At 44.4% G+C, this 24,356-nt stretch carries 20 protein-coding genes and 1 riboswitch; of the genes, 4 read left to right on the top strand and 16 right to left on the bottom strand.

What is annotated here, in order from left to right:
- The first annotated feature begins 99 nt into the window (after window positions 1–99).
- Window positions 100–1,206, top strand: coding sequence for a M20/M25/M40 family metallo-hydrolase (locus tag AAGA51_RS07875; protein WP_042482256.1), 1,107 nt, complete (start codon window positions 100–102; stop codon window positions 1,204–1,206).
- Window positions 1,207–1,238: 32 nt separating this feature from the next.
- Here the strand turns inward: AAGA51_RS07875 and AAGA51_RS07880 are convergent, their stop codons facing one another.
- The 11 genes from AAGA51_RS07880 to AAGA51_RS07930 form a co-directional block, all read right to left on the bottom strand.
- Window positions 1,239–2,705 carry a bifunctional NUDIX hydrolase/phosphatase PAP2 family protein gene (locus AAGA51_RS07880; RefSeq protein WP_255209363.1) on the bottom strand — a complete coding sequence of 489 codons (1,467 nt, stop codon included), beginning with the start codon at window positions 2,703–2,705 and terminating at the stop codon, window positions 1,239–1,241.
- A 31-nt stretch (window positions 2,706–2,736) separates the two neighbouring features.
- Complete coding sequence (locus AAGA51_RS07885; RefSeq protein WP_042482255.1) at window positions 2,737–3,219, bottom strand: GNAT family N-acetyltransferase; 483 nt, start codon at window positions 3,217–3,219, stop codon at window positions 2,737–2,739.
- A 130-nt stretch (window positions 3,220–3,349) separates the two neighbouring features.
- A complete protein-coding gene (locus AAGA51_RS07890) occupies window positions 3,350–4,873 on the bottom strand; it encodes a DHA2 family efflux MFS transporter permease subunit (protein ID WP_042482254.1) in 1,524 nt (507 codons plus the stop codon).
- A gap of 13 nt (window positions 4,874–4,886) precedes the next feature.
- Window positions 4,887–5,957, bottom strand: coding sequence for an HlyD family secretion protein (locus AAGA51_RS07895; RefSeq protein WP_042482253.1), 1,071 nt, complete (start codon window positions 5,955–5,957; stop codon window positions 4,887–4,889).
- A gap of 18 nt (window positions 5,958–5,975) precedes the next feature.
- Window positions 5,976–6,413, bottom strand: a complete 438-nt coding sequence (locus tag AAGA51_RS07900) for a MarR family winged helix-turn-helix transcriptional regulator (protein WP_042482252.1) — start codon at window positions 6,411–6,413, stop codon at window positions 5,976–5,978.
- A gap of 285 nt (window positions 6,414–6,698) precedes the next feature.
- Entirely contained in the window at window positions 6,699–8,576 is a 1,878-nt protein-coding gene (locus tag AAGA51_RS07905; RefSeq protein ID WP_042482251.1) for a propionyl-CoA synthetase, read from the bottom strand.
- 63 nt (window positions 8,577–8,639) lie between these two features.
- Window positions 8,640–9,824 carry a 2-methylaconitate cis-trans isomerase PrpF gene (gene prpF / locus AAGA51_RS07910; protein WP_042482250.1) on the bottom strand — a complete coding sequence of 395 codons (1,185 nt, stop codon included), beginning with the start codon at window positions 9,822–9,824 and terminating at the stop codon, window positions 8,640–8,642.
- A 10-nt stretch (window positions 9,825–9,834) separates the two neighbouring features.
- The gene (gene acnD / locus AAGA51_RS07915; protein WP_042482249.1) at window positions 9,835–12,414 is read right to left on the bottom strand and encodes a Fe/S-dependent 2-methylisocitrate dehydratase AcnD; all 2,580 of its coding nucleotides are present in this window, start codon (window positions 12,412–12,414) and stop codon (window positions 9,835–9,837) included.
- A 102-nt stretch (window positions 12,415–12,516) separates the two neighbouring features.
- On the bottom strand, window positions 12,517–13,656 hold the full coding sequence (gene prpC / locus AAGA51_RS07920; protein ID WP_042482248.1) for a bifunctional 2-methylcitrate synthase/citrate synthase: 1,140 nt from the start codon (window positions 13,654–13,656) through the stop codon (window positions 12,517–12,519).
- A 234-nt stretch (window positions 13,657–13,890) separates the two neighbouring features.
- The gene (prpB, locus tag AAGA51_RS07925; protein ID WP_042482247.1) at window positions 13,891–14,778 is read right to left on the bottom strand and encodes a methylisocitrate lyase; all 888 of its coding nucleotides are present in this window, start codon (window positions 14,776–14,778) and stop codon (window positions 13,891–13,893) included.
- 10 nt (window positions 14,779–14,788) lie between these two features.
- Entirely contained in the window at window positions 14,789–15,493 is a 705-nt protein-coding gene (locus AAGA51_RS07930) for a GntR family transcriptional regulator (RefSeq protein ID WP_042482246.1), read from the bottom strand.
- 552 nt (window positions 15,494–16,045) lie between these two features.
- Between AAGA51_RS07930 and AAGA51_RS07935 the strand changes: the two genes are divergently transcribed.
- Complete coding sequence (locus AAGA51_RS07935; protein WP_042482245.1) at window positions 16,046–16,249, top strand: hypothetical protein; 204 nt, start codon at window positions 16,046–16,048, stop codon at window positions 16,247–16,249.
- 104 nt (window positions 16,250–16,353) lie between these two features.
- Here the strand turns inward: AAGA51_RS07935 and AAGA51_RS07940 are convergent, their stop codons facing one another.
- From AAGA51_RS07940 to AAGA51_RS07955, 4 genes are all read right to left on the bottom strand, one after another.
- Window positions 16,354–17,091: an EAL domain-containing protein gene (locus tag AAGA51_RS07940; RefSeq protein ID WP_255209362.1), complete on the bottom strand. Its 738-nt coding sequence runs from the start codon at window positions 17,089–17,091 to the stop codon at window positions 16,354–16,356.
- A gap of 369 nt (window positions 17,092–17,460) precedes the next feature.
- Complete coding sequence (locus tag AAGA51_RS07945) at window positions 17,461–18,390, bottom strand: homocysteine S-methyltransferase family protein (RefSeq protein WP_217995499.1); 930 nt, start codon at window positions 18,388–18,390, stop codon at window positions 17,461–17,463.
- A gap of 222 nt (window positions 18,391–18,612) precedes the next feature.
- A complete protein-coding gene (cbiB, locus tag AAGA51_RS07950) occupies window positions 18,613–19,563 on the bottom strand; it encodes an adenosylcobinamide-phosphate synthase CbiB (RefSeq protein ID WP_042482243.1) in 951 nt (316 codons plus the stop codon).
- The gene (locus AAGA51_RS07955) at window positions 19,563–20,930 is read right to left on the bottom strand and encodes a cobyrinate a,c-diamide synthase (RefSeq protein ID WP_042482242.1); all 1,368 of its coding nucleotides are present in this window, start codon (window positions 20,928–20,930) and stop codon (window positions 19,563–19,565) included. Before AAGA51_RS07955 ends, cbiB begins: the two co-directional genes overlap by 1 nt.
- A gap of 107 nt (window positions 20,931–21,037) precedes the next feature.
- A riboswitch (cobalamin riboswitch) is annotated at window positions 21,038–21,238 on the bottom strand.
- Window positions 21,239–21,586: 348 nt separating this feature from the next.
- Between AAGA51_RS07955 and cobD the strand changes: the two genes are divergently transcribed.
- Window positions 21,587–22,666: a threonine-phosphate decarboxylase CobD gene (gene cobD / locus AAGA51_RS07960; RefSeq protein WP_042482241.1), complete on the top strand. Its 1,080-nt coding sequence runs from the start codon at window positions 21,587–21,589 to the stop codon at window positions 22,664–22,666.
- Window positions 22,659–23,522 (top strand): GHMP kinase, encoded by an 864-nt coding sequence (locus AAGA51_RS07965; RefSeq protein ID WP_042482240.1) that lies wholly within the window; start codon window positions 22,659–22,661, stop codon window positions 23,520–23,522. Before cobD ends, AAGA51_RS07965 begins: the two co-directional genes overlap by 8 nt.
- 7 nt (window positions 23,523–23,529) lie before the next feature.
- Here the strand turns inward: AAGA51_RS07965 and AAGA51_RS07970 are convergent, their stop codons facing one another.
- Complete coding sequence (locus AAGA51_RS07970; protein WP_042482239.1) at window positions 23,530–24,330, bottom strand: PhzF family phenazine biosynthesis protein; 801 nt, start codon at window positions 24,328–24,330, stop codon at window positions 23,530–23,532.
- Window positions 24,331–24,356: the final 26 nt, after the last annotated feature.

Below are 24,356 nucleotides of genomic sequence, written 5' to 3' on the forward strand. Positions count from 1 at the left end.
ATAACAACATTACTTTTCGAACATTTCTTGATTTAACTCAGGGTTAAGCGAAGCGTCGAGAGGCATGGTACATCTCCTGTTTTCCTTAGAGATTTTGTTATGCCTGTTATTAACGATCAGCGTCTTATTGAACACTTTCTAGAAATTATCCAAATCGACAGTGAGTCAGGCAAAGAGAAGGCATTTGCCGATGTTCTTTCAGCTCAGCTTGAAGACCTTGGATTCGAAGTGCACAAACTTCCTGTTCCTGAAAGTGTTTCAAACGGCTACAACATCTATGCTCGTCTAGAAGGTTCGCTTGCTGGCAGCACAGTTTTCTCATGCCATATGGATACGGTAAGTCCGGGAAATGGAATTCAACCTGTCATTGAAGATGGCATTATCCGCTCTGCGGGTAACACTATTTTGGGTGGTGACGATAAATCTGGTATCGCTGCAATTCTTGAAGCGGTTAAAACTCTGAAAGAAGAAAATACCGCGCATCAAACTATTGAAATCGCTTTTACCGTTCACGAAGAAGGCGGCTTAATGGGTTCTAAACACTTTGATATGAACTACATTCAGTCGGACAAAGCGATTGTTCTTGATACTGGTGGCCCAATTGGCACCATTATTACAGCGGCACCCGGTCAACAAAAACTAAAAGTAACTGTTCACGGTAAACCTGCACACGCAGGACTAGCGCCAGAAGAAGGTATCAGTGCGATTTCAGTAGCAGCGGATGCCATTACCAAAATGAACTTATTGCGTATTGATGAAGAAACCACAGCTAACATCGGTATGGTAAACGGCGGTTTGGCGACAAACATCGTAATGCCTGAACTCACCATCGTTGCTGAAGCGCGTTCTCTCAACAATGAAAAACTGGCCGCTCAGGTAAAACATATGGTTGATACCTTTGAGGCTGTTGCTGAAAAGCACGGTGCAACGGTAGAGATCGATTCTCAGCGCTCTTACAACGCCTTTGTTATGGATGATAGTCACCCACACATCGTGGCTATCAAGCAAGTGTTCGAATCTATGGATATTGAACCTAGAACCAAGAGTACGGGCGGCGGTAGTGACGCGAATAACTTCAATGAAAAAGGTTTAACTACGGTTAACCTGTCAACGGGCATGTCAAAAGTGCACACTACCGAAGAGTTCATCGCAGTTGCGGATCTCATCAAGATCAGTGAATTCATCAAAACCTATCTGACGCGTTAATACTAATTGCCGATGATAAGCAAGAGCCCAGTTTAACTGGGCTTTTTAGTCCCTGTCGTAGTCGATGAGGTAAGTTTAATCATCGCAACAAATACGATAATCATGGTCGGATATCGCGAAATTTCGACCACCAGAGACAGAATGCCACTCGAAGAGACCTGAGCTGCGAGGTAAGAGATCACCATATACACAGCGGCCAATATCAGCGTAAACAGTAAACCTTGAAACAAAGTCAGATGCTCTCTTTGATTCTTCAAGGTAGTGGTAATAAGTGCCATTACGATCAATACCACCAACCAAGCGGAGAAAACAGGAAGCTGCCAGTAGTAAGCAAAAATTGCAGCAACCAAACTGATCCCCCACCAAACGCGGCGCGAGCCCATAATGGTGCGCGCTTTCTCGGTTCTCTTGATGTCAAAGCGAATGATATTCCAAGTAATTAACAAACCCAGAAACACACCTACAGCCATGTCCGTTAGAAATGCACTTCCTGAATAGAACTTTGACAGAATCAACCAAACGGCGGAAAGCCAGTAAGCCGCACCAAACCAATGACCACCTAGCCTCTCCTTTTCCGTCATCAGCAAAATACCAATACTGCTCCACACCGCAACGGGTAAGCTTGGAAAACCGTTTCCGTAACTTGATACAAGCTGGAGTGATGGTAGGTAAACATGTGGTCGAGGAAGCGTAAAGCCTTGCTGAGCAAACAGACACATCAAGGAAGTAATGCTGATAGCGAAACTTACCTTGTAACAAACCGATTTGCCGCAACGCCAATAGAGCAACGGAAACAGAATAATACCGCAAATAGGTGAGGCGAATAGATTTCCGCTAAACAGCAGGTTATGGATAAAGTTACCCCATTGTTGCGGCAATTTACTCACCCATAGCTGAAACGCTTGAATCCATTTCAATTCGGTTTGATGGAAACTTGGTGCAGCCTGAATCAGATCGGCAACAATTCTGATTGGCTGATCGGTAGCCCGTTGAAACATCTCTATGGTTGAATCCCACTCTTTGGGATACCGATATTGCTCTGAATTTACGTAGGACGGATCTATCAGCATTGCACTCGACACTTCAACACCATAATCCGGAGCAAACCAGACTGGCAACTCATACCCTCCCATCGGGTTATGGTGTTGATAAGCAATGATTTCGGATGAGCTGACGCAATTAAAGAAAATGGCCTTATCGGTATGGCCTAGCTCTTCCCCAACCGTAACAACAATGCCTGTTTCTTCCCAAGTTTCTCTTTGGGCAGCGAGTTGTGGTAGCTCACCGGGTTTAATGGTGCCACCGGGAATCGACAGTTGTTTGGTGATGATTTCTTTGACCAGAACAATCTTGTCGTCCGCCTTAATCAGACACAAAGCGCCTTTATACGGATTGGCCATATTTGACGCGGCAGTATTTCCCTGCTCTTGAGCGTAAGCAGGTAATAGGTATAAAAGCCAAAAAGCGGCAATAACTTCTAGCAACCGACGTTGAAACACTAAACTCACTCTACGTTATTTATTCGTTATATTAGCGGTGCTTAACCGATTTTCTCAGCCATGCGATATGAGGCTCAAACCCCGAATCCTCATAGAATCGATGAGCATTTTGATTAAATGCCCAAACCTCTACGAATACTTGTTCAACACCATAATCTATCAAGGTTGTTTCAAGCTTCTTATAGAGCAAGGTTGCGACACCCTGCTTGCGAAATTCCGGTAAAACATACAGTTCGTCGATACTGCCCATTGGCACTGGTTTGCTAACTGTAGAAATTAGTTCGCAAAAATGGCCGGTGATAAACCCGATGATCGAATCATTCTGCTTGGCGACATAAACCAGACATTCCGGTGAATCGAGATAGCGAGCAATGCTTTTTTCCTGTTCGATGTCTTCAGCAGTTTTAAAATGCTCAGGACAAGCGGAATGGTGTTCATGATGCAACTCATACATCAAATCATTGAGCACTTCTAAATCATCTGCGCGAGCAGCAACAATCGAAAGGTTGGACATGTTTGTATGCCGTTAAAAAATAAGCTTATTCGGATTTTATAAGATAACGTTCAAAAGAGCACTTCTAACTGCGGTTATTTGAAACTAAAAAAGAAAAACGTCCAACTAAGGACGTTTCTGTTACTAGACGTTATTTACTGGCTCCCGGCCTGCGCAACAAGACCAACAAAGGCAGCATGAAGATGCACACGTACATCATAAAACGAAAATCTTGCAGATAACCAAAGATAGACGCTTGCTTAGTTACCATGTTGTTCAAATTCACCAATCCTGTCGTGGTTGAAAGATCATAAACACCCTTCTGAACCGCATCTTGTAACGCTGGGTTGAAGTGGTTGATGTGTTCGGCGTAAACCGCATGGTTAATTTGCACTCGATGCGACAAGTAGGTTGTCACCAAAGATATACCGATACTACTGCCGATGTTTCGAACCAAGCTATATAACGCAGTACCTTCATTGCGGTAGCGAGGAGCTAAAGTCGAGAAGGTTAATGTCGACAGCGGCACAAACACCAAACCCAAACCCAGCCCCTGAACGGTACCTGTCCAGATAATTTCCCAGCGCGTAACGTCTACCGAGAACTTGGTCATTTGCCACAGCGAAACAATCATCAGTAACAAACCAATGGTCACGAGATATCGCAGATCCACCTTTCCTGATAAGCGCCCGACAATCATCATCCCTGTCATCGTACCGAAACCACGAGGCGTCAGTAATAGACCGACATCCAATACCGGATAACCCATCAAGTTTTGTAAAAACGGCGGTAGCAGAGCCATCGTTGCCAGCAAAATAACCCCAATCATAAAGCCGAACAGCAAGCCAACCACGTAGTTTCGATCTTTGAACATCATAGGGTCAAGGAACGGCGCTCTATGGGTAAACATATGTACGGCAAACATGTAGAAGGTCAGAACAGCCAAAGAAGCCTCGATGATCACTTCAAGACTTGAGAACCAGTTGAGTGATTCTCCTCTGTCCAAGAACATCTGTAAGCTGCCTATCGCAATACCTAAAAGTGCAAAACCAAACAGGTCAAAACGGCGGTCTGGGTCGAGTTTGGTCTCTTTTACGTAAGCTGCGATACCCAACCACGCCATAATGCCAAACGGTACGTTGATGTAGAATACCCAACGCCAGTTGTAATACTCCGTTAACCAACCACCTAATGATGGCCCTAAGATTGGGCCAACCATAACCCCCACACCCCACATCGCCATAGCGGAACCGTGTTGTTCTGTCGGGTAGGTATCAAGCAATACTGACTGTGATAGCGGAACTAAACTAGCGCCGAAAATACCCTGTAACAGACGGAACAAAATGATTTGTTCCAGCGATTGCGCAGCACCACAAAGCACAGAAGCAAAGGTAAAGCCCACCACTGAGAACAAAAACAAGCGCTTACGACCAATACGCGCTGCAACAAAACCGGTTAACGGCATAGCAATGGCTGAAGCGACAATGTAAGAGGTCAGAACCCATGAGATCTGATCCTGCGTTGCACTCATGGTGCCTTTCATATGAGGCAGAGCAACGTTGGCAATCGTGGTATCAAGTGCCTGCATAATGGTCGCAAGCATCACAGAAAGTGTGATAAATGCGCGCTTACTGGCTGGCTCTTCTTCCGGCACTGCTTCGACGTGACTATTCATCGTCTAACTCCACTTACAGTGACAGGTTACGTTGATAATGAGTGTCGACAGTGACTACGGCACTTAAACCAGCGCGCAGTTTCGGCGCACCTTCTTCTTGCTCTAAACGAATGCGGATTGGTAAACGTTGAGCGATCTTCACCCAGTTACCCGTTGCGTTCTGTGCTGGAATAACCGAGAACTCAGCACCTGTTGCAGGGCTTAAGCTTTCTACTTTACCTTTCCAAGTAAAGCCCGGTGCGTAGTCCACTTTCACTTCAACATCTTGACCGGTTTTCACGTGTGTTAATTCAGTTTCGGTAAAGTTTGCTTCAATCCAGATGTCTGAATCCGACACCAACATCATTGCTAAGCTTCCCGGTGAAATGTACTGACCTTTCTCCACAACTTTTGTCACCACACCATCAGCAGGCGCATAAAGGTTTACGTGCGCAAGATCATTTTCCGCTTTATCTAACGCCGCTACCGCTGCACGATATTTAGGGTGAAGTTCGATGGGTGCGTTCACATCACCGCCCAGACTCTCTTCAACCTGCTTTAACCCTTTTTTAAGCGCGTTCACTTCAAGCTCAACCAGCAGCGTATTTTGACGAGCTGAATCATATTGAGATTGAGAGGTGTACTTTTTCTTGAGCAGATCAAGTTGACGCTTTTCTTCTTTCTTCAGGTATTCGTGCTGGCTTTTTGATACTTCAATGTTAGCCAGTTTGCTTTGGTATTCTGCTTTCAAAGTCGTTAGCGTGGTCTTTACATCATTCAAATTGGCGCGAGCTTGTTCGACGGCAATTTTGTATGACGTCGGGTCAATTTGAAGCAGCAAGTCTCCTGCTTTCACTAACTGGTTCTCTTCCACTGGCACATCAACAATACGACCAGATACTTCAGAAGTGATCGATGTTTTGTCCGCTTTAACATAAGCATTTTCTGTTTCAACATATCTACCGCCATGCAGATAAATGGCGACACCGCCAGCTACAGCCAGTAAAGGGACGAGAAAGAGCATAACGGCACGCTTGGTTTTACGACGCGATTTAGGCACTAATGTTGAAACCGGTTTTTCATGCTCTGGTTTGGAATTAGACATACGAGGTGTTCCTGAAAATTAAGACTTTGGTTTGTTTTCTAAAGAAAGATTGCTATGTATATGATTGAGCGTTTTAACAAACTGCTCGATTTCTTGTTCTGAAAGACCGCCCAGCGCTTCTGCCCAGATACCATTGGCGACACTTTTCACTTTTTTAAGTTGCTCATCCGCTGCCGGAAGCAAATAGATGAGATGAGCACGTCTGTCTGTAGGGTCAGGACGTCTTTCAACAAAACCTTCCTCGACCAGTGAGTCGATCACTCTGACTAACGTCATAGGTTTGATGTCTAACACTTCCGCCAAATCGACCTGTTTAACACCTTGGCGACAAGCGATATGCGACAAAGCTTTTGCTTGAGCGAGCGTTAAGCATGTAGAACTCGACGCAGATTCGTAGCGTTTTCGTACGATGCGCGTCACGTCCCAAAGCAAATACCCTATCGATGGAGTTGTCATAACATTACCTATGTTGGATGTTTTTGAGATTTACAGGATGGTATATGTAACAAGTTATTACATATAATAAGTAATGCTTATTATATGTAAAGCCTATAGATTCATAGAATTTATGCGTTAAGCACTAACTCTCTGTTTTTACATATGTTTCAAAGTGTAAATTTTTTAGGGTCGAGCCGGAGAAGAGAAAGGTGGAGAATCAAGGGCAAAAAAAGTGCTCCGATATCGGAGCACAAATGTTCGCCATGAACATAGAAGTAGAAAATATGTACCAACAACAGCAGATTAAACGTGCAGAATTTTCTCTAACTCATTCAAACTGCTTGGGTCATCAATGGTAGAAGGGACAGTGTAACTTTCTCCGTCTGCGATCTGACGGATAATACGGCGCAATATCTTTCCTGAACGTGTTTTCGGTAAACGCTCCACGACCAAGGCATGTTTAAAGCATGCGACGGCACCGATATGGCTACGAACACTATTGACCAGTTCAGATTCCAGCGATTCGAGATCAACTTTCACACCGTCTTTCAACACAACCAAGCCTAATGGAAGCTGGCCTTTGAGTTCGTCATGCACACCGACAACCGCACATTCAGCAACCGCTGGGTGGGCACCAACAATCTCTTCCATCTCGCCAGTCGAGAGTCGATGTCCGGCAACGTTAATCACATCATCGATTCGTCCCATAATGAACAGATATCCGTCTTCATCCAGATAACCCCCATCGCCCGAGACATAGTAATCAGGGAACTGAGCTAAATAACCTGTTTCGAATCGATCATGGTTACGCCAAACTGTGGTCAAACAACTTGGTGGTAACGGTCTTTTTAGTGCCACAAAACCCTGTTGATTGGGAGGAAGAACCTCTCCCACTTCGTTCAAGATTTCAACTTGATAGCCCGGAATTGGCTTAGTCGCAGAGCCAGCTTTCACAGGCATTAATTCAATACCTGTCGGGTTACCCGCAATTGCCCAGCCTGTTTCGGTTTGCCACCAGTGATCGATAACGGGTTTGTTGGTTTTCTCTTGTACCCATTCTAGCGTTGGAGGATCTAATCGCTCACCAGCCATAAAAATGGTTTTCAGATGATTCAGATTGTACTTCTCTAAAAGTTCGCCATTCGGGTCTTCTTTCTTAATGGCACGAAAAGCGGTTGGTGCGGAGAACAAAGCCGTCACCTTGTATTCCTGACAAACACGCCAGAAAGCGCCCGGATCCGGTGTTCTTACTGGTTTACCTTCGTATAAAATCGTCGTGCAACCATGAATAAGCGGCGCATACACAATGTAGGAATGCCCTACCACCCAGCCCACATCTGACGCAGCCCAAAATACGCCGTCTTGCGGCATATCGTAAATACAGCTCATTGAGTACTTCATGGCAACGGCGTGTCCACCATTATCACGAACCACACCTTTAGGCTTGCCCGTGGTACCTGAGGTATAAAGAATGTAGAGAGGATCTGTTGCCAACACTGGTACACAGGCATGAGGCAATGCTTTCTCGTACTGTGCACTCCAATCTAAATCGCGCTCGTTGTCGAGATCGGCTAAGCATTCAGGACGTTGGAATACCACCACTTTTTCGGGTTTCCAGCGGCTATCCATGATCGCTTTATCGACCATAGGCTTGTATGGAATGACCTTATTGATTTCAATACCGCACGAAGCGGTCATGATCACTTTCGGTTCTGCATCTTCAATACGAACAGCAAGCTCATTGGGTGCAAAACCACCGAATACCACAGAGTGAATTGCTCCAAGACGCGCACAAGCTAACATCGCCATGGCTGCTTCCGGGATCATCGGCATATAGATAATCACTCGATCGCCTTTTGTGACCCCTTGGTCAGCCAGCATACCAGCGATACGCGCTACAGTGTCACGTAATGCGAAATAGCTATAACGCTGTTTTTTACCTGTCACAGGCGAATCATAAATGAGTGCGGTTTGGTCGCCTCGACCTTGCTCGCAGTGATAATCCAATGCAAGCCAAGACGTATTAAGCAACCCATCGGGATACCAGCGTTCGATGCCGTTTTCGTCTTTCTTTAAAATAGTTTGCGGAAATTCAAACCAATCGATTTTCTGGGCTTGCGCATGCCAGAACGATTCCGGTTGCTCTTTTGCCCATAGATATTCCTTCAAATACGCAGACATTGTGCTTCTCCTTTTTATACCCCAAGTTTTATCGCCAAAGGCAACTTGGAATAATGTTCTGGCTTAACAAGTTTCGATGGTTTCAGCGGGAACTCTTACCCAGCCTTCCATTAACACTCGTGCGCTGCGACTCATCACGGCTTTTTCTACTTTCCAGCCGTTTTGTTCTGTCGCACTGGCTTTTGCACCTACCTTTAATGTTCCGGACGGGTGACCAAAAGTAACAGATTGTTTTTCTCCACCACCTGCAGCCAAATTGACTAAGGTGCCGGGCACGCAAGCCGCCGCAGCGATGGAGACGGCAGCTGTCCCCATCATTGCGTGGTGCAATTTACCCATAGAGAGCGCTCTAACCAGTACATCAACATCTGACTCTAGAACGGTTTTACCACTCGACGATTGATACGTTTTCGGCTTAGCAACAAACGCTACTTTAGGCGTATGCTGGCGAGTTTTCGCCTCTTCTAAATTTTGGATTAAACCCATTTTTAACGCGCCATAAGCACGAATTTTTTCAAACATAGCCAACGCGTTAACGTCGTTATTGATGTCATCTTGCAGCTCAGTACCCTGATAGCCAATGGCAGCAGCATCGACAAAAATCGTCGGAATTCCAGCGTTGATCATGGTGACATTGAGTGTACCGATATCAGGCACAACTAAATCATCCACCAAGTTACCTGTTGGGAACATCGAACCTTCACCGTCCGCTGGGTCCATAAAATCGACCTGAATTTCAGCGGCTGGGAAAGTCACTCCGTCCAGTTCAAAATCCCCCGTTTCCTGAACCATTCCATTAACGATAGGTACATGAACGACGATAGTTTTGCTGATATTCACCTGCCACACGCGCACTTCGACAATGCCGTTATCAGGAATCCGCGATTCAGGAATGAGACCGGCATGAATCGCGAACGGCCCAATAGCTGCAGACAAGTTGCCGCAATTACCACTCCAATCGACAAACGGACTATCGATAGACACCTGACCGAACAGATAATCAACGTCATGGTCAGCACGTTCGCTTTTCGACACAATTACCGTCTTACTCGTGCTTGAAGTAGCGCCGCCCATGCCATCAATTTGTTTGCCATAAGGATCTGGGCTACCGATAACGCGCATCAGCAGTTTGTCGCGCGCTTCACCCGCGACTTGCGCGGCTTTTGGTAAGTCATCAAGCCTAAAAAATACGCCTTTACTGGTTCCCCCACGCATGTAGGTAGCAGGAACTTTGATTTGAGAAGCCATTCTCTACCTCCTACTGCGCTAGGAAATCTTGTGCAAAACGCTGTAATACGCCACCGGCGTTATACACATTGACTTCGTCGGCGGTGTCTAAGCGACAGGTTACCGCCACATCCAGTTTTTCGCCGTTACTGCGGGTAATGACCAATGCCAAATCCACACCCGGTTTAATCTCACCCACCACATCGTATAGTTCAGTACCATCCAAAGCTAAAGTGTTGCGATTTACACCATCTTTAAACTGCAGCGGTAATACGCCCATGCCGACTAAGTTAGTACGGTGAATGCGCTCAAAGCCCTCTGCGACAATCGCTTCAACGCCCGCAAGACGAACGCCTTTGGCAGCCCAGTCTCGTGATGACCCTTGCCCGTAATCTGCACCAGCGACAATAATCAGCGGTTGTTTGCGTTCCATGTAGGTTTCTATCGCTTCCCACATACGAGTCACTTTGCCTTCTGGTTCAATACGAGCCAGTGAGCCCTGCACCACTTCACCATTTTCCTTCACCATTTCGTTAAACAGTTTCGGGTTAGCAAAGGTTGCACGTTGCGCGGTTAAGTGATCACCACGGTGTGTCGCGTAAGAGTTAAAATCTTCTTCCGGTACATTCATCTTCGTCAGGTATTCCCCTGCCGCACTGGATGCCAAGATCGCATTCGAAGGCGATAAGTGGTCAGTAGTGATGTTGTCACCCAATACCGCTAATGGACGCATACCTTTTAGAGTTCTCTCACCTGCTAACGCGCCTTCCCAATAAGGCGGTCGACGGATATATGTGCTCATCGGACGCCAGTCATACAGAGGGCTGCTGCTCTTTTGTGCGTCATCCAGTTTAAACATCTGAATGTAGACTTGATTAAACTGCTCTGGTTTAACGTGTTGACCAACGACTTGGTCAATCTCTTCATCACTTGGCCAAACGTCATTGAGATAGATTGGATTGCCGTTTGCGTCATGACCTAGCACGTCGCGTTCAATATCAAAACGAATGGTTCCAGCTAAAGCATAAGCAACCACAAGCGGTGGAGACGTTAAAAATGCTTGTTTGGCATAAGGATGGATACGACCATCGAAGTTACGGTTACCAGACAATACCGCAGTAGCGTATAAGTCACGGTCAATGATCTCTTGCTGAATCACTGGATCTAACGCGCCGCTCATACCATTACAAGTCGTACAGGCATAACCAACGATACCAAACCCAAGCTGTTCCAATTCAGGGAGCAAACCCGCTTCTTCTAAGTAAAGCTTTGCTACTTTTGAACCTGGTGCAAACGAAGTTTTCACCCAAGGTTTACGAACAAGTCCAAGTTGATTGGCTTTTTTTGCCAGCAAACCGGCAGCAACCACGTTGCGAGGGTTACTGGTGTTGGTACAGGAAGTTATTGCAGCGATGATCACTGCGCCATCTGGCATCTCACCCTCTTTTTCTTCCCACTTACCAGCAATACCTCGAGCGACCAGTTGAGAAGTAGGTAGACGACGATGTGGGTTGGAAGGACCTGCCAAGTTGCGTTCTACACTGGATAAATCGAACTCCAAAACGCGTTCATATTCTGCATTTTCAAGACTATCAGCCCATAATCCGGTTCCTTTTGCGTATTGCTCAACCAATGCAACTTGCTCGGCATCGCGACCAGTCAGTTTTAGGTAGTTGATGGTCTGCTCATCGATGTAGAACATACCCGCACTCGCACCGTATTCTGGCGTCATGTTAGAGATAGTGGCACGGTCTCCGATGGTAAGATCTTTGGCGCCTTCACCATAGAACTCCAAGTAGCACGAGACCACTTTTTCATTACGCAGAAATTCAGTAATAGCCAGCACGATGTCCGTAGCGGTAATGCCCGATTTACGCTTACCAATCAGTTTCACACCTACGATGTCAGGTAAGCGCATCATGGAAGGACGACCGAGCATCACGGTTTCAGCTTCTAACCCACCAACACCAATGGCAATCACGCCCAATGAATCCACGTGTGGCGTATGACTGTCAGTGCCCACACAGGTATCAGGAAATGCCACGCCATCTTTGACTTGAATCACTGGCGACATTTTTTCTAGGTTAATCTGGTGCATGATGCCATTACCCGCCGGGATAACACTGACATTCTCAAATGCGGTTTTACACCATTCGATAAAGTGGAATCTGTCTTCGTTACGACGCTCTTCTATCGCTCGGTTTTTATCAAAGGCTTCTGGATCGAATCCGGCATGTTCAACAGCAAGAGAGTGATCAACGATCAGTTGAGTTTCAACCACTGGGTTAACTTTGGCTGGGTCACCGCCCTGATCTGCAATCGCATCACGCAGTCCAGCAAGGTCAACTAATGCTGTTTGTCCTAAGATATCGTGGCACACAACGCGTGCTGGATACCAAGGGAAGTCCATATCGCGTTTGCGTTCAATAATCTGCTTCAGTGAGTCGACTAATGTTTCAGGATCGCATCGGCGTACTAAGTTTTCCGCTAGCACGCGCGAAGTATAAGGCAGCTTTTCGTAAGCATTTGGAGATATCTGATTAACGGCTTCACGAGTGTCAAAATAACTAATCTGGCTTCCCGGAAGCGTTTTTTTATAAGTATTGTTCATCGCTTCTTCCTTCTCACTCCGTCCTATCGAATTTTTTAGGAGTGACTTTATGGTGTATGAAACAAGGCGCTGCTCCCTACAAGCACAGCGCCTTTTATGCTGTTAACTGCGTTTTTCGATTGGAACCCAATCTTGATGCTCAGGACCTGTGTAATCAGCACTTGGGCGAATAATTCGGTTGTTCGCACGTTGCTCGTACACATGTGCAGCCCAACCCGTTAAACGACTCATCACAAATATTGGCGTGAATAGCTTGGTTGGAATGCCCATAAAGTGATAAGCCGAGGCGTGGAAGAAATCCGCGTTACAGAACAAGTCTTTTTCACGTTTCATCACGGCTTCAACACGCTCTGAAACGGCGTAAAGTTGTTTATCACCAACGAATTCAGAAAGCTCTTTTGACCAACGTTTGATCAGCGCGTTACGCGGGTCGCTTTCACGATAGATGGCATGACCAAAGCCCATAATTTTGTCTTTGTTGGCCAGCATGCGCAGAATGTTTTGTTCTGCTTCATCCGGTGTCTGCCAGTTCTCAATCATTTCCATCGCTGCTTCGTTTGCACCACCATGCAGTGGTCCACGTAACGTGCCGATTGCAGCTGTCACACACGAATGCAAATCAGATAAAGTAGAAGCGCAAACACGGGCAGCAAAGGTTGAAGCATTAAACTCGTGCTCTGCGTAAACGATAAGCGAGGTATGCATTACCTGTTTGAACAAATCGCTTGGCGCTTTATCAGTCAACATTTTTAAGAAATAACCGCCAATCGAATCTTCGCTGCGGTCTTCGGTATCAATGCGTACGCCGTCATGGCTGAATCTGTACCAATAGCAGATGATGGCTGGGAACAAGGCTAACATACGTTCTGTAGCGGCAACTTGTTGTGAGAAATCTTGTTCAGTTTCTAAGTTACCGAGCATTGAACAACCAGTACGCATTACATCCATTGGATGAGCGTCTGCCGGAATTAATTCAAGTGCATCTTTTAGAGGTTGTGGTAAACCACGTAAGCCAATCAGACGGGTTTTGTATTGGTCTAATTCAGTTTGATTCGGCAGATGCCCGACTAACAGTAAGTGAGCAACTTCTTCAAACTGTGCATTGTTGGCTAAATCTGTGATGTCGTAACCACGGTAAGTTAGACCTGTACCTGTTTTACCAACCGTACATAAAGCGGTGCTTCCAGCACTTTGACCACGTAGGCCAGCTCCGCCTAGCTCTCCTTTAGGGGAATGAGGCATGTTGAACTCCTTTTGTCGCTTTGCTTTGGGCTGTAAAAGCCGACCTCCTTGGGTCCACCTCATGGGTGCTGTAGCTCAGCGGTTTCACGTTATTGGATTATTTTTGAAAACGCAGGCTTCACGTTTTCTATGTTTCTTTGCTTATTTAAAAGCCTTGTCTAAACACTATTTCAGTTTTCTTGGACTTCCCTACTCACTGCAAGACAATTAATAGGGATTAATTTTTAATTACGTCTACTTGCTAAACAGTTGGTCTAGCTTGACTTCGTAACTGTGGTAGTTCAGATATTCATACAGCTCTTTACGGGTCTGCATGCTATCGAGTAAGGCTTCCTGATTACCATTTTCCAGAATGTGGCTATACACCATCTCAGCTGCTTTGTTCATTGCACGGAATGCACTCAGTGGATAAAGCACCATATCGACTTTTGATTTCGCCAACTCTTCGCAGTTGTACAAAGGCGTTTGGCCAAACTCAGTAATGTTGGCAAGAATTGGAACGTGTTTACCTGTTGCTGAATGCAGAGCTGTTGAGAAACGCTCATATTGTTGAAGTTCCGTCATAGCTTCTGGGAAGATCATATCTGCACCAGCTTCCACACAAGCGATGGCACGTTCAATGGCACTATCCATACCTTCAACCGCAAGCGCATCAGTGCGAGCCATGATGACAAATTCAGGGTTATAGCGAGCATCAACCGCTGCTTTTACGCGATCTGCCATCTCTTCCAAACTGACAATGGCTTTATTCGGACGGTGACCACAACGTTTTTGCGCCACTTGGTCTTCCATGTGAACCGCAGCAGCACCTGCTTTTTCCATTGCTTTAATGGTGCGACCAATATTGAAAGCGCCACCAAAGCCTGTATCAATATCCACGAGAAGAGGCAAATCACACGCGTTGGTAATGCGGTCAACATCAACCAACACGTCATTGAGTGTGGTGATGCCAAGATCCGGTAATCCGTATGACGCATTAGCGATACCGCCACCGGAAAGATATATCGCTTGGTGACCCAATTTTTTTGCCATCATGGCGCAATATGGGTTTATAGTGCCGACAATCTGCAATGGGTTACTGGTTTTCACTGCAAGTCGAAACTTTGCTCCTGGGCTTAACATGTGATTCTCCTTAATCTAGATCTTTAGCTTCGCTTAGAATCTGTTGTTCTATTAAACGTCGGCTTCTTGATATGTGGCGACGCATCAGCATTTCTGCCAGCTCTTCATCTCTATTTCGAATCGCTTGCAGGATAAATTTGTGTTCGTCCAACGCTTCAACAGGACGAGACTGTGCACGAGGCGACTGATATCGATACATGCGCAGCAAGTGATAAAGCTCATCACAGAGTAAAGAAACGAGCTGACTATTGCGGCTTGCCTTAATGATGCGATAGTGAAAGTCAAAATCACCTTGCTGGTGGAAGTAAGAAGCACCGTCAACTTGATCAATATGTGCCGAATGTGTCGACAATAGTGTTTCTAAGCCTGCAATTTCGATTTCGGTGATATTGCGTGCAGCAAGTCGAGCTGCCATACCTTCCAATGCTTCACGCACCGCATACAGCTCAACCAGTTTTTCTGATGAGAATTGAATAACGCGCGCTCCAACATGCGGGATGCGCTCGATTAAGCCTAAACCTTCGATGCGCATTAAGGCTTCACGCAAAGGCCCACGGCTTACTTCAAAACGCTTTGCGAGCTCAGGTTCAGAGATTTTGCTACCGGGAGCAATCTGACCTTCTACAATCGCTTCAATCAAATATTCAGTCAGGTTTTCCGACTTGGTATTTTCTTTTTCACCAACAAGCGGCTTTCTCAATTCACTGTTCATCATGTCTTCTTAATCGTACTTGCGAGTTCTTTATAGGAAGCCCGCTAAGGAATGAACACACTATAGATGCACAGATTGTCGACAATCAAGACAATTGTCGACAAATTAGACTAAGGTATAAACCCTACATCGTTTCAATAATTCAATATATTTACTCTATCTATATGTATTTAAATAATAATATTTAAATTAGATTTAACATTGGCAAGTTAGACGACGTGTTGGAAACAATCAACATGTCGACAGTTTAAGTAGAACTAGATTTTGTCCCTTAGGAAAATATGAGAGTGGACACAGAAGTCGTCGTGAAAGCGACTCGCTTTCAATCAACTATTTTTGAGTACATTAAAATATTTTTATACATATAACTATTTGTATTTATTAGTTAATTAAATGAAAAGCCGTTTTACTTCAAAAAAAACAGCTTTTAGACTATTGATCTCGATCATATTTAGGCATAAAGTGTGAACACGATCACAATGAAGGCGTCAAGAATGTTTCGCTTCATTGTCTAGTTCAAAAAAATAGAAATAGATACTAAGTCGAGGTTGCGTAATGAACACTTTAAATATTGAAAACCAAGCTTCAAAACGTCTAGCAACTAAATTTGCTAACTTCATTACTTCATTTTTCACAACTGAAAACAAAATCAAAAGCAAAGCGCCTAAAGCAAGCTATAAAGGTGAGTCGTTCTCATCTGTGATGACAACTGCACAACGTATCGGTTGTGACATGGCACACTTTAACTACATCTCTTAAGCGATTAATAAAGTATCTTTAACATCACTTAAATTGTAGGTAATAGTAATAGACGTGATGACAAGACCTATTGCGTGAAAGCAAAGGCCTTGTAAAGAGCAAAATCAAAGAAGAGTAAAATCGACACTAGGAAGGGATTCGAATCCGGGTTTGGCAAAATAGTACCCTTGCATTAAATCGATACCGGCATCTCTCAAGAAAATCATCTCTTCCTTGGTCTCGATCCCCTCAGCAAGTGGCGTAATATTCAATTCTGCGAACATAGCTAAACAGTGTTTTATGATCACTTGTTTAACAGGGTCTTTATCTATGTTTCGAATTAACTCCATATCCAGTTTAGCGATGTCTGTTTGAAAACCCGCCAGAAGATTTAACCCAGAGTAACCCGATCCAAAATCATCTATCGCCGTTCTGAAACCCAAGTTTTTGTAACACTCAACAATGTGTTTTATGTGTTCATTATCTTTAACTTTCTCTACTTCCGTAAATTCAAACATGATGTTTTCGATTGGGAAGTTATACTCCTTCGCGGCTTCTAACGTAGTACGAATACAAAGTTCAGGTCGATACACAGCATTAGGTAGAAAGTTAATACTTAACACAGAATCAATATTAAGCTTTGACGCTAAAGCAATTGCTTTAACTCGACAAAGTTGATCAAACCGGTATCTGTTTTCATCATTCACCTTCTCAATGACAGAGAAGGCCGATTCATTTTGTGTTCCCCTAACTAGAGCTTCGTAACCAAATATCGTTTTGGTCGAGTATTGAATTAATGGCTGAAACGCCATCGTAAAATCAAAACCAAGATCTTTTCTCTCTAAACATTGTTTGCATGACATCTTATTGTGATCCGCAGGTTTAACTGTTTTATCCATCATATCTTTTAGTTTTAAGACGTTATTTATATTGAAGTTAGCTGCTATAAGACATTTAAGCAAAACCTATTAGATGTTCGTTTAGCAAAGAGCACAATTGGTATTCATTACCTATTGAACAAGGATTAAATACCAAGTCTCTGAATCAAGGGGGATATGTTGCCTTTCGATCACACTTATTAAGAGCAGTTAGAAAGGACTTTATGATGAGACGGAAGTTAGGGAGAGCTAAGCAGGTTAACCCTCCCTTATAACCAACTGATATTAGTAGCGAATAAATTGTTTAGTTAATTTACTGCTCTTAATTTGAAGTTTCTTTTGCCCACTCAGTTTTTATGAACGTAGGTAAGCGGCAAAATGTTTGCTCAATTCGTTGATATGTTCCGGACCTATGCCACAGCAGCCGCCAATCAAACTCGCTCCCTGTTTGTGCCATTTGTCTGCAATTTCTGCGTACACGGTTAGATTGAGATCATCACGGAGTTCATCTAAACCATCATTTGCTGTTGCATCTTTTGTTGTTGGAGGAAATGCGTTGGCATAAACGCCAAGTTGAATCCCTTCTACATCAAGTGATTCCAACGTCGTTCTTGCAACAATCAAAGCGTCTTCCATAATTTCAGGTTGGCTGCAATTGAACAAAATCGCGTTCACATTCAGTGCAGCCATAGCTTCAACCGCTTGCTTAACCGTCTCACCAGAACGAAGCTTTGGTACTTCCGTTTTCTCACTGTCATCTAGAGTAAAAGAAACCCAAAACGGTTTATTTCCAGTGCCCAGCGCCCTTACCTTCTGATAAATCGTAGTGGACTCTGCAATCAGACTCTGAGTTTCCGCTAGCCATACATCAATATGAGCATCGAGCCCTTTGATAAGTGGCGACGCAATCTTTTCTGCATTTTCAGGTTGATAGAGATCTGCACGATAAGAGCCAAACAGTGGAGGAATAGAACCCGCAACTAACGTCTGCTTACCTTCAGCAATGACCGCGTCTCTGGCTACCTTGCCTGCTCTGTCTGCCAACAACTCAGCTTGAGAATCGAAACACTCTTGTCCGATGTGGAAAGGCACAAGTGCATAACTGTTGGTAGTAATAACTTGTGCGCCATTTTGAATGAATGAGCGGTGAACTTCGCCGACAACTTCTGGCGCTTCCATCATCGCCAACGCTGACCATTCTGGTTGACGAAACGGCGCACCACGACGCTTCAACTCTCTGCCCATTCCGCCATCTAATATGGTAACCAACTGCTGACCTGACATACAAACTCCCTTATATTCTTTATTTAGATGTATAGACGTCTGCAGACTAATATGTCTTGTTCGGCGAATCAATCTCTTTTGCAGGTTTAAACGAACACTTGCCAAGCCAATACTTATCGTGGCAACGAAACAATTTGGCGGATTAGAGGAGAATTCATTACTGATATCAAAATTCGTCGATTGATTTCGTTGTTGCAGTGGAAAGAGTTCAAATGGTTATCCCTAGATTAGAATGAAATAAGCAACAGAAAATAGAACCAGAGCTAAGGTCGACGTTAAGTACATTAAACGAATAGATTGAACAATATCCTCAGGCTCTATCTCCCTAATGCTATCTCCAATCCAAGGTTTTTCGACTAACCGTCCAAAGTAGCTGCTTGGGCCACCAAGTTGCACGCCTAGCGCTCCTGCAACAGTTGCTTCAGACCATGCACTGTTTGGACTTTTATGTTGGTACCTGTCACGCCAACCGATTGTGAACGCAGATTTGCCATTGCCCCCTAACAAGCCAGCTGATAAGGAAAACAACAGCCATGAGAGACGAGCGGGAATGAAGTTTGCTAAATCGTCCATTCGAGCCGATACGAAGCCCAACTCTCTGTATCGTTCGTTTTTGTAACCAACCATAGAATCGAGCGTATTGACCGCTTTATAGACCATCGCAAGTGGAACGCCACCGATAAATAGATAAAATAGTGGCGCAATGACTCCATCTACGGTGTTTTCAGCCACGGTCTCAACTGTTGCTCTGGTGATCTGTTTTTCGTCCAGTTGACTGGTATCACGCCCTACTATGTAGGAAAGTTTGAGTCTAGCTTGTGGAAGATCATGAGTACGCAGTGGGGCAAGCACATCTTGAGCTGCATCATTTAAGCAGCCTGTCGCGAGTACTGTGAATGCAAGCCATACCTCTACCCCCGTGCCGAGTAGCCAATGGATGCCATAACAAAAATGAATTATCGCCCAGGTAACCAATCCGGCAGTAACCACAATTGATATCCATAAAATCCCGCCTGCAAAGTAAAGCCACACTTTACTTTTGAATATGTGGCGAAGTCGTTTCTCGACATTGGAAATGGCCATACCAATTAACCGAATAGGATGTGGCCAACTTTGGGGGTCACCGATTAGCAGGTCGATAAAGAACGCGGTGATATAAATGCTCAACGCCATCACAAGCTCCGCGCTCTTGCAAACCACTCAAGTAACATTTCTGGTGACTGTGCAAAGTGAACATGCAAGTACATAGCCAAGGTATTGCCAACTTGATAGCCTCCCCGCCACGTTGCAACCACTTCACCTTCATGAACTTTAGTAAGCGTAAATGCCGGTTCCATATCCGTATAAAAATCAGAATAATGAAACTCGTGACCGCGTAACTCATTGCCAGAAACACATAACAAAGTATCTATGTCTGCTTTAGCATTGCAATATCCGAAGCGACTCAGTTTGTTCGTCATGATGCTTTGACCAGATAAAATCCCAACCATGGGGTAGGTTTTTTCTTCACTGTCAGACAGCGAACTACCCAGATACATCAAACCACCACATTCAGCATAAATTGGCAAATTGGCTTGATGAGCTGCAAAAATCGATTGCAGCATCGAGGTATTTTTCGACAACTCCTCAGCGTATAACTCTGGATAGCCACCGCCGATATATACTAAATCACATTCAGGTAGCTTAGAGTCGGCCAGAGGGCTAAAAAATAGGATTTCAGCTCCACTGCTGGCTAACAAATCGAGGTTAGCTTGGTAATAGAAGTTAAATGCTTTGTCCATCGCCACTGCGACGGTCAGTCCTTTTCCCTTACCTTCAATCGTTTGATAAACCGTGTGAGAAGAACCTTGATGAAGTTCAGAACGAGCAACACTAAGCAATCCATCAACATCGACATACTGCTCAATAGCATCGGCCAGCTCATCCCATTGAGAATCCATATTTTGTGATTCTTGTGCGGTCATCAAACCTAAGTGACGAGAAGGAAGTTCAACATTGGGTAGCTTAGGTAACCGGCCAAACGCAGGAATATGACAATAGGTTTCTACAGCCTGTTTTAGAAGTTGGTAGTGACCATCGGAATTAACGTTGTTGAAGACAACCCCTGCAATGTTGATCTCTTTACCAAACTGTTGGAACCCCATAACAATAGCTGCGGCCGATGTCGACATAGCTTTGCCGTCAACAACCAAAATAACAGGGCAAGATAGAGCTCGAGCTGTACCCGCGCTACTACAATAGTATGGATCTGTACCATAGCCATCGAATAATCCCATGACACCTTCAATCACAGCGATATCCGCATTTTGTGTTTGTTGATGGAATAAAGCGTTTACAGTCTCCTCATCGAGCATGAAGGAATCTAAATTATGCGATGGAACTTTGGCAACTTTGGTGTGCCACGCGGTATCAATGTAATCTGGGCCCACTTTAAAAGGCTGAACCTTAAGATCACGACGACATAAGGCTCTTAATAAACCTAATGTGAATGTTGTTTTACCGCTTCCGCTGTTTGTACCCGCTATAAGTAATGCTTTCATAGTCCACTTTCAATTACGTTTCTGAATGGACGGTAGGCGGTTGAAAAGTCGTAGGATCTTGGTGTCAGGAACCTGCTTCTCTCACTCTCTTCCCACCGAAGGAGTTATTGATTGAGTTCAACTTGATTCGTCTTCTGGCTTAGCGTCAACCTTATTGGTCCCTTCCCGTTTTAAAGGATAAAACAGTGGTGTAACCAAATCGTCAGCATTACAGCAGCGGGGGCTGCGGAGGATTCTCACCTCACTTCCGTAATCCCATGAGGGATATATACCCGTTCTAGGGCATAACCAAATTGAAATGTTTTGTTTCGATAATTAAAACTACTACATATCCTGTTGTTAAATTTCACTATAGGCTTGTTGTAAGTAAAATCAGGCTACCATGACAATGAATGTTTACAAAACTGTCATCTTCAAGGTAATAACTTGTGATGCTAACCTAAACAAGTATTTAAAACAGCATCTTACAGAGTCGATGAAAACATACAAATGGTAATTTATTGCTATTGCGGAATTTTCAAATATGTTAATTTGCGCCAGCATTAATTGAGATTGGCGGCGTTGTACAGAAACATGCAACACTTTTGTTTAAGCCCATGTCGTTAAATTAACGAGCTAACACAAATTCAACTCGATATAGCTTAAAGGCAACTAATATGGCGATAAGTGGACAACACGGCGGTAATGTCCTGCAAATGGCAAATCAATTTGGTCTCGCACCCAGCGATGTCATTGATTTCAGTGCAAACATCAATCCTCTGGGTATGCCCGGAGGATTAAAGCATCTACTTGTAGAAAACTTATCACGCTTAGAGCAATATCCCGATATTGATTACCACCTGCTGCATCGTCAGTTGGCTCGTCACCATCAGTGTTCACAAAGCCATGTGATTGCTGGAAATGGCGCAACTGAGCTGATATTTCTTTGGGCGCAATATGTAAAGCCCCAAAAAGCACTGCTCGTTGAGCCGAGTTTTGGCGAGTATCGCCGTGCACTCACACGCGTTGGCTGCAAAATCACAAACTACTTGCTGCGTGAAGAGGAAGAATTTCGCGTTACTAAACGTATTCTCACCGCTCTTTCACCGGATCTTGATTGCCTTTTCTTATGTACACCTAATAATCCGACAGGGCTGCAACCCGATCCGGATTTGCTGATTGAAATCTTAAATCGCTGTGACGTCATGGGCATCAAGCTCTTTGTCGATGAATCGTTTCTCGACTTTATGCCCGAGACTAAGAGTCTTTGTAGATATCTGCCCTGTCACTCCAATCTTTACATTTTGCGTTCACTGACCAAGTTTTATGCCTTGCCCGGTTTACGTTTGGGATACATGCTCTCTTCCGACGCAAAGCTTTTACAACTGATTCGAGAACAAAGAGAACCGTGGACAATAAATGCTCTTGCTGCATTGGCAGGAGAAGTACTATTTGATTTCATCACCTATCACCAAGCAACCTACGACTGGCTTGCCAAAGAGCAAAGTTATCTATTGGGTGAATTGCAACAGTTTGAGCAAATCAAACCCTACAAACCTTCGGCGAATTACATCTTTTTTAAACACTCAGATAGTCAGTCGACGCTGCAAGCACAGCTAATGAAACACAGCATTTTGATTCGTAGCTGCGCTAACTACATTGGTTTAGATAAGAGCTTCTACCGAGTGGCGATTAAATCCAGACCAGAGAACGAACGATTAGTGTCAGCCCTCAAAAAGGTGTTTAATCATGGCTGAAGCGAGCTGCCCAGCTTCGTGCGGAGAGTTGATTCAAGGATGGATTTCCGGCGGTGAAAAGTTGGTGTCTTGCCCTATTGATTGGTTTAGTACCGTCGAAGTCAGCTCTGGCTTGGCTTCGCTTAGTAATCAAAGACCGATGATGCGCAAAGCTTTGGAGTTAACTCTAAAGCAGCTCAATATCCCAAGCGCTGAATCTCAACAGTTAAAGATCGATTTTCAATCCACAATTCCTGTTGCTAAAGGTATGGCTAGCAGTACCGCCGATACAGCGGCAACGGTGGCAGCGACCTATCGCTACTTTCAGTGTGACTACACAGCAGAACACCTTGCTGCCCTTTGCGCTCAACTCGAACCTACCGACAGCACCATGTTCAACGCCCTAACCTTATTTGATCACAACCAAGGAGTTGTGGCGGCACAATACGGTTCGATGACAAATCTTAATTTGTTGGTATTGGAAAGCCCAATACAGCTAGATACTGCGGCTTACCACAAAGTGGATCACCGTCATTCATTGATGAATTCTTCATTGAAATTAGATACGGCGAATACAGATCTGGCAGATGCCATTAGGTGTCACAATCCAAGTCTACTTGGCAAAGCAGCAACCGCAAGCGCCATCGAAAGCCAGATCATTTTGCCTAAACCTCGCTTTGAACAACTACTTAACATCGTCGAAAAACACGACCTATACGGGTTAAATGTTGCTCATAGTGGCAGTGTGGTTGGACTGCTTTTTGATGCGAAAAAGCACGACATTGAACACGTTATTTTCGATATGGAACATCTGGAAATAAGAGATTCTTACCCACATTTTCATCAATGTAAGATGGTTGATGGTGGTGTTCGCTAAACGAGCTTTATCTAACCCGCATCTGACCTTGTAATACCGTCACCGCCTTTCCTGAAAGCTTTACTGTTTTGGCGTTGATCTGTTCTACGTCAACAAAACCACCTCTATGTGATGCTTGGTAAGCTTTCAGCTTTGTTTTATTGAGAACTTTTGACCAATAAACACTCAATGCACAGTGTGCCGAACCAGTGACGGGATCTTCGTTAACGCCTACCCAAGGAGCAAAGTATCGCGATACGAAATCTAAATCACCTATAGATTTTGCGGTAACAACAACACCTCGACCTTTGAGTTTAACTAAGCCACTAAAATCGGGGTTAAGTTGATGTAAGAGTGCTTCGTCATTAACAACGATTAACTGTTTAGAATCGAAGCTGCCGTAATCAACAATCTGAGACGTTGATATACCTAAACGTTCAATGAGTTGATGGTCAATTTCCACATCCATCTCTAATTCAGGAGCAGGAAATGAGAGATGAATATCTTCAGTTCCCAACTCAGCAGTTAACACACCAGATAGAGTATTAAATTCAATACAGTCACCAATTTGATACAGCCCTTGCTCTTGCAAAACATGCGCAACCGCTAGGGTGCCGTGACCACAAAGCTTCACTTCAACCTCAGGAGTAAACCAACGTAACTGCATTGTGTCTGTCGCCAAAAATGCGGTCTCTGAGACCGCCATTTCAGCCGCAATAGCGAACATTGTCGATTCTTCTAGCACGGTATCGGTAATACACACACCTGCAGGATTTCCCTTGAAAACTTCAGAAGTGAATGAGTCGACTTGATATACGTATAGCTCCACGGATATTTCCTTATTTTCCAATGACT

It is taken from the genome of Vibrio diazotrophicus, assembly GCF_038452265.1.
Classification (GTDB): Bacteria; Pseudomonadota; Gammaproteobacteria; order Enterobacterales; family Vibrionaceae; genus Vibrio; species Vibrio diazotrophicus.

Bases quoted from the DNA above. Each gene is read 5' to 3' on its own strand.
- AAGA51_RS07875 (WP_042482256.1), top strand. From the start codon at position 100: ATGCCTGTTATTAACGATCAGCGTCTTATTGAACACTTTCTAGAAATT.
- AAGA51_RS07885 (WP_042482255.1), bottom strand. From the start codon at position 3,219: ATGTCCAACCTTTCGATTGTTGCTGCTCGCGCAGATGATTTAGAAGTG.
- AAGA51_RS07890 (WP_042482254.1), bottom strand. From the start codon at position 4,873: ATGAATAGTCACGTCGAAGCAGTGCCGGAAGAAGAGCCAGCCAGTAAG.
- AAGA51_RS07895 (WP_042482253.1), bottom strand. From the start codon at position 5,957: ATGTCTAATTCCAAACCAGAGCATGAAAAACCGGTTTCAACATTAGTG.
- AAGA51_RS07900 (WP_042482252.1), bottom strand. From the start codon at position 6,413: ATGACAACTCCATCGATAGGGTATTTGCTTTGGGACGTGACGCGCATC.
- AAGA51_RS07905 (WP_042482251.1), bottom strand. From the start codon at position 8,576: ATGTCTGCGTATTTGAAGGAATATCTATGGGCAAAAGAGCAACCGGAA.
- prpF (WP_042482250.1), bottom strand. From the start codon at position 9,824: ATGGCTTCTCAAATCAAAGTTCCTGCTACCTACATGCGTGGGGGAACC.
- acnD (WP_042482249.1), bottom strand. From the start codon at position 12,414: ATGAACAATACTTATAAAAAAACGCTTCCGGGAAGCCAGATTAGTTAT.
- prpC (WP_042482248.1), bottom strand. From the start codon at position 13,656: ATGCCTCATTCCCCTAAAGGAGAGCTAGGCGGAGCTGGCCTACGTGGT.
- prpB (WP_042482247.1), bottom strand. From the start codon at position 14,778: ATGTTAAGCCCAGGAGCAAAGTTTCGACTTGCAGTGAAAACCAGTAAC.
- AAGA51_RS07930 (WP_042482246.1), bottom strand. From the start codon at position 15,493: ATGATGAACAGTGAATTGAGAAAGCCGCTTGTTGGTGAAAAAGAAAAT.
- AAGA51_RS07935 (WP_042482245.1), top strand. From the start codon at position 16,046: ATGAACACTTTAAATATTGAAAACCAAGCTTCAAAACGTCTAGCAACT.
- AAGA51_RS07940 (WP_255209362.1), bottom strand. From the start codon at position 17,091: ATGTCATGCAAACAATGTTTAGAGAGAAAAGATCTTGGTTTTGATTTT.
- AAGA51_RS07945 (WP_217995499.1), bottom strand. From the start codon at position 18,390: ATGTCAGGTCAGCAGTTGGTTACCATATTAGATGGCGGAATGGGCAGA.
- cbiB (WP_042482243.1), bottom strand. From the start codon at position 19,563: ATGGCGTTGAGCATTTATATCACCGCGTTCTTTATCGACCTGCTAATC.
- AAGA51_RS07955 (WP_042482242.1), bottom strand. From the start codon at position 20,930: ATGAAAGCATTACTTATAGCGGGTACAAACAGCGGAAGCGGTAAAACA.
- cobD (WP_042482241.1), top strand. From the start codon at position 21,587: ATGGCGATAAGTGGACAACACGGCGGTAATGTCCTGCAAATGGCAAAT.
- AAGA51_RS07965 (WP_042482240.1), top strand. From the start codon at position 22,659: ATGGCTGAAGCGAGCTGCCCAGCTTCGTGCGGAGAGTTGATTCAAGGA.